Genomic DNA, 13,358 nt, shown 5'->3' on the forward strand with positions numbered 1-13,358 from the left:
GTGCACGTACTTGATCACTCGGTGACGTCTACGTGGTGACGTTCAGCCGGTGACGTTCAGCCGGTGACGTTCAGCCCGGGAAGGCGTAGACGGTGGTGGCGTGCGCGACCGGGTCGTCCGGGGCGTCCGGCGTGGCGAGGGTGATCTCCGCGAACGCGATCCGGCGGCCCAGCTTGGTCAGCCGCGCCGTGACCAGCAGATCGGTGTCGCGGGCCGCGCGCTGGAAGGTGATCGACTGCTGGACGGTGGTCATCGGCGCGAAGCCCCCCAGCGCCGAGGAGATCGCGACGACCGTCGCCGTGTCGGCCGCCGCCATCATCGCCTGCCCCGACAGCCCGCCGCCGTCCCGGGCCAGCTGGTCCGACCAGGGCAGGCGCAGCACCGCGTGCCGCGACCCGGCCTCCACCACCGACAGCCCCAGTGCCTGCACCCACGGCGCGAAACGTTCGGCGAGGATCACGTCGCCCTCGGCGGGCTCCAGGCCCTTGGAGGGTGCGGGGTTCGGTGAGGTCGTCATGGCGGGATCGTAGGGGCCGCCGGTGACGCAGCGCCATACCGTACGAGCGGAGCGTGCACCGGTCGTGGGCGACCCCCGTGCGAGGCATGGTGGTGGGGTGGGAGTGCGGCGGAGGCTGGCGGACCTGCGGAGCGAGTGGCGCACCGGACACCTGATGGTGCTGCTGCCGCTCGGCCTGATCGTGCTGATCACCGCCACCGACCTGGCGATCTCCCCGAACATCCACCTCGGCCCGCTGCTGGTGGTCGCGCCCGCGATCACCGCGTCGTTCGCCGGCACCCGCCTGACCCTGCTGGTCGGCATCCTCGCGCTGGCCGGCCAGATCCTCATCGCCGTCTACCACGGCGGCCTGTTCACCGCCAACCATCAGGCCCAGGTCGGCGCACTCGCCCTGGTCACCGCCGCCGTCGTCGCCTACTGCCGGGTCCGCGAACGCCACGGACGCGAACTCACCCAGGTCCGCACCGTCTCCGACGCCGTCCAGCGCGTCCTGATGCGCCCGCTGCCCGAACGCGCGGGCCCGCTGCGGATCGCCACCCGCTACCTCGCCGCCGCCGACGAAGCCAACGTCGGCGGAGACCTGTACGCGGCCGTGCGCGTCGGCCACGCGACCCGCCTGCTGATCGGCGACGTCCGCGGCAAGGGCCTGGACGCCGTCGGCGACGCCGCCGCCCTGCTCGGCGCCTTCCGAGAACTCGCTCACCGGCACGAGGACCCGGCACGCCTGGCCGACGCCGTGGAGACCTCCTACCAACGCCACCTCGCCGAACTCGCCGAGACCGGCCACGACATCCGCGAGAACTTCGTCACCGCGCTCGTCCTCGACCTGCCCGACGACCACCCCGTCATCCGGCTCGCCGACTGCGGACACCCGCCGCCCCTGCTGCTCACGCCCGGCGGCGCCCGGCTGCTCCCCGTGCACCGCTCAGGCCCCCCGCTGGGCATGGGCGACCTCGCGCCGGTCGAGCGCCGCACCGAGGAGTTCGCGTTCCCGCCCGGCAGCACGCTGCTGCTCTACACCGACGGCGTCACCGAGGCCCGCAACCGCGACGCCGTCTTCTACCCGCTGCCCGCCCGCGCCGCCGACCTCGGCCTGGCGGCCACGCCGCGCGAGTTCCTCGACCGCCTCCGCCGCGACCTGCTGGCGTACGTCGGGGGACGGCTGTTGGACGACGCGGCGCTGGTCGCGGTCGGGCGGGAGGGCTGAGAGGGCCGGGGAGCGATGCGGGGGCGGGACGGAGGGCCGGGGGTCAGGGGGCCGGGACGTAGCGGGTCAGGCGGGGGGCCAGCCAGGGGCGGCGGCCGGAGGCGCGGAGGCGGCCGAGGGCGATGGCTCGCCACTGCGGGGTGCGGTGGAAGGCCACCATCAGGAAGGTGACGGGGTCGGTGGAGACCCGACAGTCGGGTGTGCGCGGCGGGGCGTCGCGGGTGACGGTCAGGGTGGCGTCCCGGAAGGTCAGGTAGAGGCGCGGGCCGCCGCGGACGGCGAGGTCGAGGAGGAGGTCCGCGTCGCGGGCGGCCACGCGGTCGAGGGCCAGCGGCATCATGGTCGTCAGGGCCTGGCCGATCACCAGCCGGGCGTGGTCCGGGTCGATCCGCCACGGGCGGCCGGTGGCGCGGGCGATGTCCAGGCCGTGCATCAGGCACTCGCTGAGCAGCAGGCCGGTGGAGGCGGCGACGGTGAGCGCCGGGTCGGGGCCGTACCAGGGCGTCGCGACCGGGGCCTCCAGGTCGAGGTCCGCGGTGACCCGCAGGAAGCGGTCGGCCCGTTCGGCGATGAAATCGGCCGAGTCGCCGCCGATCTGCTCTTTGATCATGGTCACGGCGCGGCCGTTGACGACGGCCATCCGGGGGCCGAACGGCAGTTCGGCTTCCGGGAGTATCCGGTCCCAGTCGACGGTTTCCTCGGGTGACACGCTGGAGCAGTACACCAGGAACACCGCCGCGACGTGCGCGCCGACGTCCGGCGCCGACCACGCGGGCAGTGCGCGGGGGCTGCCGAGCCCGCGGGTGTCGCGCAGCAGCCGGACCAGGCGGTCGGCGGTCTCGGCGAGCGCGGCACGGGTCCGTCGGTGCTCGGCGATCGGATCGTGGCGCTCGGTCATGGCGGCTTCCCCCGTCGGGTGGTGGATGAGGCGGTCGGGACGAGGCGGAAGGCTACCTCCCGGTAAAACCCGGCGGAAGGGGACGCGGGGGCGAACCGGCCTGCGGGCCACGGGAGTCGGACGGTGCGGGGGGTCGGCCGACGGGGCTGTCGCCGCAGGTGGAGCGGTGGATAGGCTGGGCCGGCCCGCATGCCGCGCCGTCGCGAAGGATCACCGTGCAGCCGATCACCGACCGTCCGATCCGCTGGGGCATTCTCGCCACCGGCGGCATTGCCACCTCCTTCGTCGAGGACCTCGCCGCCGTGCCCGGCGCGCAGGCCTTCGCGGTGGCGTCCCGGCGCGAGGAATCCGCCCGGGCGTTCGCCGATCGCCACAACATCTCCCGGGCGTACGGGAGTTGGCAGGAGCTGGCGGCCGACCCCGAGGTCGACGTGGTGTACGTGGCCACGCCGCACTCGGCGCACCACGGCGCGACGAAGCTGCTGCTGGAGGCGGGGAAGGCGGTGCTGTGCGAGAAGCCGTTCACGCTGAACGTCGACCAGAGCGCCGAACTGGTCGCGCTCGCCCGCAAGCGCGAGGTCTTCCTGATGGAGGCGATGTGGACCTACCTCGACCCGTCCGTCCGGCGGATCACCGAGCTGGTCGCCGACGGAGCGATCGGTGAAGTGCGGTCCGTACAGGCCGAGTTCGGGTTCGTCGGGCCCGCCGAAAGCCCGGGCCACCGACTGTGGGACCCGGCGGCCGGCGGCGGCGCGCTGCTCGATCTCGGCGTGTACCCGGTGGCGTTCGCGCACCTGCTGCTCGGCGAACCGGAGACCGTCCAGGCGCAGGCCCGCCTCACCGCACGCGGGGTGGACGCGCACACCGGCATGCTGCTCGGGTACCGCAGCGGCGCGACCGCCCTGCTGTCCTGCTCGCTCGATGTGCAGTGCGGCCAACGTGCCTCGATCCAGGGCGACTTGGGCCGGATCGAGATCGACCGGGACTTCTTCCGCCCCGCCGGGTTCACCCTCCACCGGGACGGCCGCGACCCGGAGACGTTCCACGGTCCCGCCCTCGTCGGCCACGGCTACGGGTTGGAGGCCGCCGAGGTGATGCGCTGCCTGCGGGTCGGCGTCACCGAGTCCGCGCTCGTCCCGCTGGACGGCACCCTCGCCGTGATGCGCACGCTGGACGCCGTCCGGGAGCGGATCGGGGTGCGCTACCCCGGCGAGTGACCGGCCTGCCCGATCGCCCGCAGGAGCACTTCGGCGAGGTGCAACGGCCTTGCCGAAGGCTCCAGTTGGGTGATCTGTGTGCGGCAGCTGAGGCCGTCCGCGAGCAGCAGGGTGCCGGGCGCGGCGGCGCGGACCGCCGGCAGCAGAGCGCGCTCGGCGACGGCCACCGACACCTCGTAGTGGCCGCGCTCGAAGCCGAACGCCCCGGCCAACCCGCAGCATCCGGCATCGAGTTGACGGTTCGTCAGGCCGAGTCGCTCGGTCAGGCGCCGGTCGGCGGCGGTACCCAGGACGGCGTGCTGGTGGCAGTGCACCTGGGTCATCGCCTCGCCGGTCAGCCGGGGCAGTGCGACCTCGCGCTCGTCCAGGAACTCGGCCAAGGTCCGTACCCGGTAAGGGAGTTCGAGAGGGCCGTCGAGGAGCTTCGGCCAGTCGCCGCGGAGGGTGGCGGTGCAGGACGGCTCCAGACCGACCACCGGCAGGCCCGGCGGCAGGTGACGCAGGCTGCGCCGGATCACCCGCCGGGCCGCGCCGAGTCGGCCGCTCGCGATCAGCGTGAGCCCGCAGCACACCGGGCCGCTCGGCAGCTCGACCCGGAAGCCGAGCTGCTCCAGGACCTGGACGGCGGCCATCGCCGGTGCGGGGTCGAGGAGTTCGGACATCGAGTCGGGCCACAGCAGCACCGCGGGCGCGGCCGGGTCGGCGGGGCGGGCGGCGCGGTGAGCGCGGAACCAGGAGGTGAAACGGCGCTCCGGCAGGGCGGGCAGGGCGCGCCGCGGGTCGATGCCGCCGAGGCGTTTGAGCAGTGCGCCGCTGAACCGGGCGCGCAGGGCGGCGTTCGCGGCGCGCGGCGCGAGATGTGCCAGGCGCAGCCACAGCGGCAGCAGGCCGAGCGAGTAGTGGGAGGCCGGACGGGGCCTGAACCGGTAGTGGTGGTACAGGAATTCGGACCGGTAGGTGGCCATGTCCACCTGAACCGGGCAGTCGCTCGCGCAGCCCTTGCAGCCCAGGCAGAGGTCGAGCGCCTCCCGGACCTCCGGGGAGCGCCAACCGCCGGTGACCAGTTCGCCGCGCAGCATCTCGCCGAGCAGCCGGGCGCGGCCGCGGGTCGAGTGCCGCTCCTCCTCGGTCACCATGTAACTCGGGCACATCACACCGCTGCCGGTGTCGACGCACTTGCCGACGCCGACGCAGCGGTGCACCGCGTTCAGCAGGCTGCCGGAGTCCTGCGGGTAGGCCAGGGCGAGCGGCAATTCCCGCCCCGCGAACCGCAGATCGGCGTCCAGCGGGCGAGGGTCGACCAGCAGGCCCGGGTTGAGCAGGTTCTCCGGGTCCCAGATCTGCTTGAACCGGGCGAACAGGTCGATCACCTGCGGAGGGAACATCCGGGGCAGCAGCTCGGCGCGGGCCTGCCCGTCGCCGTGCTCGCCGGAGAGCGAACCGCCGTGCGCCACCACGAGATCCGCCGCCTCGGTGAGGAACTCCCGCATCACCTGCGGCCGTTCCCGCACCGGGAAGTCGAGCCGCAGATGCACACAGCCCTCGCCGAAGTGGCCGAACGGCACGCCGCGCAGTCCGTGACGCTTCAGCAGAATCCGCAACTGCCGCAGATAGGAGCCGAGTCGATCGACCGGGACGGCCGAGTCCTCCCAGCCCGGCCAGGCCGCGCCGCCCGGTGTGCCGTCCGAGGCCGGAGGGAGGCGGGTGACGATGCCCGCGCCGGCCTCCCGGATCGACCAGAGCGCGCGCTGCTCGGCCGGGTCGGTGACCAACGCGACGGTCGCGATGCGCTCTCTCCGCACCGCGTCGGCGAGTCCACGGGCCCGGTCGGCGGCCTCGGCGGCGGTGTCGCCGCCGGTCTCCAGGAACAGCCAGCACGCGCCGTCCGGGAGGCGGTCGAGCACGGGCGGGCGCGGGCCGGCCGCGAGCAGCGCGGCGACCAGGTCGGCTGCCATTCCCTCGCAGGTCAGTGGTTCGAACGGCAGGAGCGCGGGCACGGCGTCGGCGGCGGCCGTCTCGTCCGGGTACCCGGCCACCACCAGCGCACGGTACGGCGGTTCGGGCACCAGGCGGACGGTGGCGCCGAGCAGCAGGGCGCAGGTCCCCTCCGTGCCGGTGACGGCCCGCACCAGGTCGTAGCCGCGCTCCGGGAGCAGCGCGTCCAGCGGGTAGCCCGAGCCGCGACGCGGCAGGGTCGGCATGGCGCGGCGCAGCAGGGGCAGGTTGCCGGCGGCGAGGGCCTGCAACTCCCGGTGCAGGCGCGGCAGCCGGCCGTGCCCGGACGCGAGGGCGGCGCGTTCGGCGGGCGGCAGGGGGCCGGTGACGGTCAGTTCGGCGCCGTCGGCGAGCAACAGCTCCAGGCTGTGCAGGTTGTCGGAGGTGCGGCCCCAGGCGAGGGAGTGCGAGCCGCAGGCGTCGTTGCCGATCATGCCGCCCAGCGTGCACCGGCTGTGGGTGGACGGGTCCGGTCCGAACCGCAGCCCGAACTTCCTTGCGGCACGCTGGAGTTCGTCCAGGACGGTGCCCGGTTCGACCCGCGCGGTGCGGGCGTCCGGGTCCACCTCCAGCACCCGGCCGAGGTGCCGCCGGAAGTCCAGCACCACGGCGCCTGGCCCGATCGCCTGCCCGCCGATGCTCGTCCCCGACCCGCGCGCCACCACCGGCACCCCGAACTCCCGGCACGCCGCCACCGCGGCCCGCACATCGTCCACGTCGGCCGGCTTCACCACCCCGCGCGGCACCTGCCGGTAGTTCGACGCGTCCTGCCCGTACACGGCCCGCTCGGCGACACCGAAACGGACCTCACCACGGACGACATCGGCGAGGGCGCGGGCGAGATCGGAGGCCATCCACCGATCATCCCAGCCGGGGGCGACCAGCACCGGACGCGGGCCCACGAACGGCGGGTCGGCTTAGGGCATGTCCGGTCGGTGACGGGCCGTATGCTGCACTCGCATGAAGGGTCTCGGCGATCAGATCGCGTACTGGAACGGCGTCGGCGCAACGAAGACGTTCACCCACCCGGTGAACCCCGACCGGCTGGCGGAGGTCGGCCCGGACGCGCGGATCCTGGACTACGGCTGTGGATACGGTCGCGTCATGGCCGAGCTGGGCGGGCACGGCTTCCGTGACGTGTCCGGTGTCGACCCGTCGCCCGCGCTGATCGAGCGGGGCCGGCAGCTGCGGCCCGAGCTGCGCCTCGCCGTCCTGGAGTCCCCGCCGACCCTGCCGCACGCGTCGGGGAGCATCGACGTGGTCCTGCTGTTCGCCGTGCTGACCTGCGTCCCCGACGGCGATGCCCAGGCGGCGTTGGTCGCGGAGCTGCACCGCGTCCTCGCGCCCGGCGGGCTGCTGTACGTCAGCGACGTGCTGCTGCAGGACGACGAGCGGAACCGCGACCGCTACGCGGCCCATGCGCGGCAGTTCGGCACTCCGTACGGGGTGTTCGCCACGGACGACGGTGCGGTGTGTCGGCACCACGAGATCGCCGAGTTGCGCACGCTGCTGTCGGCCTTCGACCCGGTGGACGAGCACCGGTTCGAGGTGGCCACGATGAACGGCCACCGGTCACAGGCGGCGCAGCTGCTGGTCCGCAGGCGGTAGCCGTCGCGGCGGCGATTAGGTTGGGGGCCATGGAGAACGAACATCCCCTGGTCCGTGACGTCTTTCCCGAGCTCGCGGACGAACTCGTGGCGCTGCTGGAAGGCGAGGGCGAAGCACAACTGGCGCTTGGTGTGCGGGAGTTGCGAGTGGCGGAGGTGTGCGGGTGCGACGACGACTTCTGCCAGAGCTTTCGGACCGTCCCGCACCGGGCGGGGCAGCCGTACGGGGCGGGGCACCGTGTGGAACTGCCGGCTGCGGAGGGGATGGTCGTGCTGGACGTGGTGGGCGACCAGGTCGTGTACGTCGAGCTGATCGACCGGGCGCCGATGCGGGACACGCGGGTGCGCGGGACGGCGGTGTGAGCCGCCCCGCGCCGGCCGGCGGTGGGGTGTGGCTCAGCCGAGTGGCAGCTCCAGGAGGGCTTCCTCCCCGACCGGGGAGGTGACGGTGGTGGTGCTGTCCGCCTTGCCGGTGAAGGCGTAGAGCATGTCGCGGCTGTTGACGACCAGGGCGAGACGGTGGCCGTCGGGGAGGTCGTAGGCGGCGGGCTGGAGCGTCCAGCTGAGGGTGCGGTCGGTGCCGGGGGGCAGGTCGGTGGCGGTGAACGGCTCGTGGGTGATGATCTTGGCGCTGCCGTCGGGGGCGACGTCGAAGAGGTAGGCGACCAGCGTCAGGGCGTCGGCCTCCTCGGCCCGGGCCGTGAGCCGAAGCTTTGTGGCGCCGCGGATCCGGCGGCCGCCCGCCAGCGGCTCCGTGGACCAGAGCAGCAGGCGGTCCCGCTCGAAGCCGGCGGTGTCGTACTTCCGGGGGTTGCCGAACCACTCCTTCTGCCCGGTGTCCATGATGGCGTCCATCGCGGTGGCGGCGGTCTCGTGGCCGGCGGTGAAGTCTCGGGCCCAGCCGTTGGAGGGCTTGTCGGACAGCGTGCCGTCGCCGTTGTGGCCGTTGCCGTTCAGGTACCACGTCTCGTGGTCGACGGTGGCCTCCGCCCAGGAGCCGAGCGGTTCGCGCCGGGCGGGCTCGGTGATCCGCCGGCCGCCGCCGATGACCGGGGCGGTCTTGTAGGTGAACATCACCTGGCTGTTGACGACCGGCCAGTCGGGCACGCCGTTGTCTGCGCCCAGCAGGTGGTGGTCGAGCCAGTCGAACGCCTCCCGCGTCGGCGTCAGCAGGCCGGGGAAGGCCACGCCGCCGGGCACGCCGGTGAAGCCGGCGCCCTCGGGGGCGCCGTGGTCGCCGATCCACATGTTCAGGTGCTTCGGGACGGTGAGCTTCTCGAAGGCCTCGATCGCCTCGCCGGCCGCGAACAGGCTTTCGTGCCAGGTGTTCGAGTAGAAGGTCGGGATGCCACGCGCGTTGGTGGCGCCGACGTACGCCTCCGGGGAGCGCACGGTGCCCCACTCCACCACCTTCTCCATGTTCCGCCCGGCCCGGAAGTCCTGGAGGACGGCCCACGTCTCCGGGTCGAACCGCTCCGACTCCTTGCCCTTCTCGGCCCCGGTGAACCCGATCAACAGCTCCACGGCCTTCACGTGGCGGGTGCCGTGGTCGTAGAGGCTGGTGGCGAGGTTGCCCCAGGTGCTGAGCGCGGCCACGGCGGCGACCCGGCCCTCCTCCGGGTCGTGCGCGGCGACCAGTTGGCTGATCCCGGAGCCGTAGGACAGGCCCATCAGGCCGACCTTGCTCGGCGCGAACTGCTCCTGCGCATACGTGATGACCTTCGAGCCGTCCGCCCAGTCGTTCGGCCCGGCGACGTCGATGAACCCGTTGGAGGAGTAGAACACTCCCGCCTTGCCGAACCCCCGTGGGGTGTAGGCCAGGACGTGGTAGCCGCGCGCCGCCAGCGACAGGTAGCCGGCCATGAACGGCAGCCAGCCGTACGGGTTCCAGCCGGCCGGCACGATGACGACCGGGCGCGGCTCCGAGACCTGCTGCTTGATCGCGAACGCGGAGAGGCCGACCTCGCCCGCCACGGGAATGCGAGGGAAGGAGATCCCGGCCTGCCGCTGGACGCGGGCGACCAGCTCCGCCAGGTCCTCCGGGAGCGTGCCGGCCGGCGCGGCGCCCTGGAGTGCCGCGAGCAGCGCCCGGGCGACGGCGAGCACCGCCGGGTTGATGTCGAGGCTCGCGCCGCGCCAGATGCCGTTGGCCGCGATGTCGGCGAGAGTCGCCTCGGTGATCGCGGCGATCGGCTCTCCGTCTGCTGTGGTCATACGAACCGTCCTTCCTGAAACCCCGGACGCCCGGGAGGGCGTCGTCCGGGGCTGATCATGGGCCGGTTCGGAACCGTCGAAACGGAGAGGCGGTCAGTTGTACCCGAACGGGTTGTTGTGGGCGGGAGTTGACGATCGCAGGTTGACGGAAGGGCCGGGAGGTGGCGGTTCGCCAATGATCGGACGATCGGTCAAACCGACCGCAGGTCAAGCGGATTCGGCCACCGGACCGGGCTGCTGAGGAACGACGACTGCACCAGGCTCGGAGGCGGCGGGCTGCTGCTTCGTGAGGGGGCCGCCGGAACCTGTGGTCGGCCCGGAACCGGTGGTCGGCTCGGGCCCGGTGGGCGACGTCGGGGCCGTGGGCTGGATCTTGTCGTCGCGTTCGTCGTCGCCCGCCCCGTCGCGGGTGGTGAGGACGGTGTCGAAGATCTCGCGGAGCTTGTCGGTCGCCTGCTTGGAGAACAGTCCGCACAGGCCGGCGATCCCGGCGAAGCCGTACGGATTGGTGGCGGTGCCGTCCGTGCCGTTGGCGAACAGGCCGCCGCGCAGCAGGAAGTAGACCAGCAGCGCGAGGGCGCCGCCGATCGCCGTGCGCAGCAGGTACCAGGGCAGCCAGCTCGGCAGGAGTTGGCGGTTGCCCGCGTAGGTGGCGAAGGAGGTCGCGGCGTGCACGAAGCTGCCGAGCCCGCTGGCGGCCAGGACGGCGATCAGCATCGCGGTGTTGGAGGTCAGGTGCCAGGGGCCGAGGCCGAACACCGACCACAGCTCCGGGTCGCCGGCCGGCGCGCGTTCGGCGGTCAGCGTGGTGAGCGGCGTCCAGACGCTGATCAGCGCCGCGATGCAGATGAACGCCTCGGCGAGCAGCATCAGGCCGAGCAGCAGGACCGCCCAGCCGGCCATCTGCTGCTGGGGCGGGAGCGGGGCGACCTGCCCCGGCGCGGGGCCGCCGTCGGCGGCGAACGGGTCCGCGAGGGAATCCGGGGCGGAACTCGGAGTGGGGTCGGCCGCCGGGGAGACAGGGAGAGTCATCGGGAGTTCGCCTTCCGGTCCGGTGGTGCACGAAAGGAAGTGCACGGAGGTGGCGCGGCCGGAGCCGGGCGCGGGGAGGGACTCTACCCTCCCGGGCCGACCCGACGGTTCGTCAGGATGCCCGGGTGGAACGCGAGATGGCGTCGCCCTCGGCGCGGACGGCCCGACAGGACCGGCCCCCTCGGTGAGTGCTTACCCGTCAGGGGCTCGCGGAAGCGCCGGCCGGGGGAGTTCAGCGGCGGGCCAGCCGGGAGAACTTGGCGACCTCGAAGGTGGCGTACGAATTCGACGCCAGCAGCGAGAACTTGATGCCCTCGCGGCCGTCGGGCCGCTTGTAGCCCTCCGGCAGGAAACGCTTGTAGTGCTCGGCGGCCCGCTGGAAGAACTGCGGGCGCTCGGCGCGGGTCAGGCAGCCCGGCAGGTCGAAGACGAAGAGGTAGTGGCGGACCATCCGGGTGAACAGGTGCGTCCGCAGCTCCGGGTGGACGGGCGGGGCCTCGGCGGGCCGGGCGTCCAGCAGTTCGAAGCTGCCCTCGTAGCGGTCGAACAGGTCGAAGTGGGAGGCCCCTTCGCTGCCCGCCGGGTGCAGGGTGTGGCGGCGGCGGATGGTGACGCACTCGCGGTCCAGCACCGCGATCCGGGAGGCGGCCAGCAGCGAGCGGTGCACCGCCGGGACCTCCTCGTAGAAGCCGTCCGGGAAGACCGGGGCGGTGCCGGTGCGCAGCAGCCGGTCCCAGATCAGCGGCGGCGCGCCGAACAGCTCCGGGTGCTCGTCCGGGCCGAACACCTCCGGCCCGACGGTGGCCAGCAGCTCGGCCGCGTTGCCCTGCCACACCTTGCCCCGGTACTCGCGGTTGTGGCCGAACAGCAGCAGATCGACCTCGCCGGTCTCGGCGAGGCGGGCGGCCATCGCCTCCAGCGCGTCCGCCGGCAGCAGGTGGTCGGCGTCCAGGAACAGCAGGTAGTCGCCGCGCGCGTGCGTCGCGCCGGCCATCCGGGCCCGCCCGATGCCGGGCTCCGCGTCCAACCGCAGCACCCGTACCCGGGCGTCGCGCAGTTCGTACGCCTCCACCAGTCGCTCCTCCGGGCAGTGCGGGGAGGGCGTCTGGACCACGATGATCTCGAACTCGCGGAAGGACTGCCCGAGCAGGGAGTCGAGACACTCCTTCAGTTGTTCCTGCTCGTCGTAGGCGGGGAGAACGACGGTGATCAGTGGTGGGGCCATGGGCGGGAGGCTAGGGGCGGGGACAGCCTCAGGCAAAGGTCGGAAGCCGCTCTAAAGCGGCTATTCCGGACAGTGGCCACGGGAAGTTCGCCGAATCTTCACCAAACGAACACGCCCGTGCGATGAAATGTCCGGATAGGGTGCGGAACGCCGCGACTTGCTGACTATTCGTCAGATGTACGCATGGTGGCGGAGCTGCACACACACCGTGCCGAAGGCGCCCGAACGGCCGTGGGCCCGCCCCGCTCAGTACCAGTTGTGGGCCTGCCAGAACGACCACGCCGCACACGGGCTGCCGTACGTCTGGTTCATGTACTGCAGGCCCCACTTGATCTGGGTCGCCGGGTTGTCCCGCCAGTCCGCGCCCGCCGACGCCATCTTCGAACCCGGCAGCGCCTGCATCAGGCCGTACGCGCCCGAGGACGGGTTGGTCGCGTGCACGTTCCAGCCGCTCTCGCGCTCCACGATGTTGGTGAAACACTGCAACTGACCGGCCGGCACGAGCTGCGCCGCGATCTGCTGCGGCGTCCCGCCGAGCGCCTTCGCGACGGCGGACGCGGACACGGACGGGGATGCGGACGGGGACGGCTTGGCGGTCGGCGCCGCCGCGCGCTGCTGCGAACGGGACGCCGCCTCGGTCCGGGCCTTCTCCTCGGCCGACGCCTTCGCCTCGGCGCTCGCACTCGCGCTCGTCTCCGCGTCCGCCTTGGCCTTCGCCTCCTCCTCGGCCTGCGCGCCCGCACCGGCGCTCGCGTCTGCCTCCACGGCGGCCGGAGTCGCGAGGGCGTCCGACGCCAGCTGCTGACCGTTCGCCGACGCGGCCGAGGCCTCGGCGGGACCGGAGTGCTGCGGCAGGGCGATGGCCAGCGCGGCCGTGCCCGCGACCGCGAGAGTCGCCACACCCGACACCACGGCGCGGCGGTGACGGCGGAGACTCCCCGAGAGGCTGGACGTGCTGGGATGCGGCATGAGCGATCTCTTCTTGTACGGGCCGGACGGCCGGTGGGACACGGCGGCCCGCCGACCGGCACGCACCCGCACGGCACCGACGCGACACGGCGCGGGGAGTCGGACGGAGGTGGCAGCGGGGCGGTGACCGGGCAGGACCGGCCGGACCGCCCGACGGACGGGGGACATTCTTGGCAGATCACGGAGAGTGGCTCAAAAGCCCCGGAAACTACCCGGCGTAGTAACGAGGGTCGCGGCGGACGCGCGGACGGACCCGGTTCCGGTGACGCTCCGGCACGCCGGGCCGATGATGCCCGTAAGGCAGCTGACCTGCGGCGATGCGGTACCCTCCGGCGAGCGGACGAGGCCCGGCGAGCACCGTTCGACGGGTGCGTCGCCACATCGACTATCGAGGATCGTAGAAGCCCGCCGCGGTGTGGGAGGACTCACAGGAACCGAACGCGCACCGGCACACCCCGCACCCGGACGACCACACCC

General features: G+C 73.1%; 11 protein-coding genes. 4 read left to right on the forward strand and 7 right to left on the reverse strand.

The window, feature by feature from the left end; genetic code table 11:
- Positions 1-70 precede the first annotated feature (70 nt).
- Positions 71-517 (reverse strand): PaaI family thioesterase, encoded by a 447-nt coding sequence (locus ACFV4P_RS23095; RefSeq protein ID WP_380473869.1) that lies wholly within the window; start codon positions 515-517, stop codon positions 71-73.
- Positions 518-614: 97 nt separating this feature from the next.
- Between ACFV4P_RS23095 and ACFV4P_RS23100 the strand changes: the two genes are divergently transcribed.
- Entirely contained in the window at positions 615-1,724 is a 1,110-nt protein-coding gene (locus tag ACFV4P_RS23100; protein ID WP_380473871.1) for a PP2C family protein-serine/threonine phosphatase, read from the forward strand.
- A gap of 43 nt (positions 1,725-1,767) precedes the next feature.
- On the opposite strand, the gene ACFV4P_RS23105 is transcribed toward ACFV4P_RS23100, so the two are convergent.
- The gene (locus ACFV4P_RS23105; RefSeq protein WP_380473873.1) at positions 1,768-2,622 is read right to left on the reverse strand and encodes a hypothetical protein; all 855 of its coding nucleotides are present in this window, start codon (positions 2,620-2,622) and stop codon (positions 1,768-1,770) included.
- 215 nt (positions 2,623-2,837) lie between these two features.
- On the opposite strand from ACFV4P_RS23105, the gene ACFV4P_RS23110 reads away from it, so the two are divergent.
- Positions 2,838-3,839, forward strand: coding sequence for a Gfo/Idh/MocA family protein (locus ACFV4P_RS23110; protein WP_380473875.1), 1,002 nt, complete (start codon positions 2,838-2,840; stop codon positions 3,837-3,839).
- On the opposite strand, the gene ACFV4P_RS23115 is transcribed toward ACFV4P_RS23110, so the two are convergent.
- Positions 3,824-6,688 (reverse strand): FAD-binding and (Fe-S)-binding domain-containing protein, encoded by a 2,865-nt coding sequence (locus ACFV4P_RS23115; RefSeq protein ID WP_380473877.1) that lies wholly within the window; start codon positions 6,686-6,688, stop codon positions 3,824-3,826. The genes ACFV4P_RS23110 and ACFV4P_RS23115 overlap by 16 nt on opposite strands.
- Before the next feature lie 106 nt (positions 6,689-6,794).
- Between ACFV4P_RS23115 and ACFV4P_RS23120 the strand changes: the two genes are divergently transcribed.
- Together ACFV4P_RS23120 and ACFV4P_RS23125 are read left to right on the forward strand one after the other, a co-directional pair.
- Entirely contained in the window at positions 6,795-7,442 is a 648-nt protein-coding gene (locus tag ACFV4P_RS23120) for a class I SAM-dependent methyltransferase (RefSeq protein ID WP_380473879.1), read from the forward strand.
- 29 nt (positions 7,443-7,471) lie between these two features.
- Entirely contained in the window at positions 7,472-7,804 is a 333-nt protein-coding gene (locus ACFV4P_RS23125; protein ID WP_380473881.1) for a hypothetical protein, read from the forward strand.
- 33 nt (positions 7,805-7,837) lie between these two features.
- Here ACFV4P_RS23125 and ACFV4P_RS23130 read toward each other — a convergent pair whose 3' ends face one another.
- The 4 genes from ACFV4P_RS23130 to ACFV4P_RS23145 all read right to left on the reverse strand — a co-directional run bounded on the left by ACFV4P_RS23130 (position 7,838) and on the right by ACFV4P_RS23145 (position 12,812).
- On the reverse strand, positions 7,838-9,655 hold the full coding sequence (locus tag ACFV4P_RS23130) for a CocE/NonD family hydrolase (RefSeq protein ID WP_380473883.1): 1,818 nt from the start codon (positions 9,653-9,655) through the stop codon (positions 7,838-7,840).
- Between the two features lie 207 nt (positions 9,656-9,862).
- Positions 9,863-10,687: a hypothetical protein gene (locus tag ACFV4P_RS23135; protein WP_380473885.1), complete on the reverse strand. Its 825-nt coding sequence runs from the start codon at positions 10,685-10,687 to the stop codon at positions 9,863-9,865.
- A gap of 232 nt (positions 10,688-10,919) precedes the next feature.
- Positions 10,920-11,912 (reverse strand): glycosyltransferase family 2 protein, encoded by a 993-nt coding sequence (locus ACFV4P_RS23140; protein ID WP_380473888.1) that lies wholly within the window; start codon positions 11,910-11,912, stop codon positions 10,920-10,922.
- A 246-nt stretch (positions 11,913-12,158) separates the two neighbouring features.
- Complete coding sequence (locus ACFV4P_RS23145; RefSeq protein WP_380473891.1) at positions 12,159-12,812, reverse strand: transglycosylase SLT domain-containing protein; 654 nt, start codon at positions 12,810-12,812, stop codon at positions 12,159-12,161.
- Between the last annotated feature and the right edge of the window lie 546 nt (positions 12,813-13,358).

Source organism: Kitasatospora sp. NPDC059795 (assembly GCF_042732175.1).
Lineage (GTDB): Bacteria > Actinomycetota > Actinomycetes > Streptomycetales > Streptomycetaceae > Kitasatospora.

Excerpts from the sequence above, each read along its gene's own strand:
- ACFV4P_RS23095 (WP_380473869.1), bottom strand. The coding sequence starts at position 517 with ATGACGACCTCACCGAACCCCGCACCCTCCAAGGGCCTGGAGCCCGCC.
- ACFV4P_RS23105 (WP_380473873.1), bottom strand. The coding sequence starts at position 2,622 with ATGACCGAGCGCCACGATCCGATCGCCGAGCACCGACGGACCCGTGCC.
- ACFV4P_RS23115 (WP_380473877.1), bottom strand. The coding sequence starts at position 6,688 with ATGGCCTCCGATCTCGCCCGCGCCCTCGCCGATGTCGTCCGTGGTGAG.
- ACFV4P_RS23120 (WP_380473879.1), top strand. The coding sequence starts at position 6,795 with ATGAAGGGTCTCGGCGATCAGATCGCGTACTGGAACGGCGTCGGCGCA.
- ACFV4P_RS23125 (WP_380473881.1), top strand. The coding sequence starts at position 7,472 with ATGGAGAACGAACATCCCCTGGTCCGTGACGTCTTTCCCGAGCTCGCG.
- ACFV4P_RS23130 (WP_380473883.1), bottom strand. The coding sequence starts at position 9,655 with ATGACCACAGCAGACGGAGAGCCGATCGCCGCGATCACCGAGGCGACT.
- ACFV4P_RS23135 (WP_380473885.1), bottom strand. The coding sequence starts at position 10,687 with ATGACTCTCCCTGTCTCCCCGGCGGCCGACCCCACTCCGAGTTCCGCC.
- ACFV4P_RS23140 (WP_380473888.1), bottom strand. The coding sequence starts at position 11,912 with ATGGCCCCACCACTGATCACCGTCGTTCTCCCCGCCTACGACGAGCAG.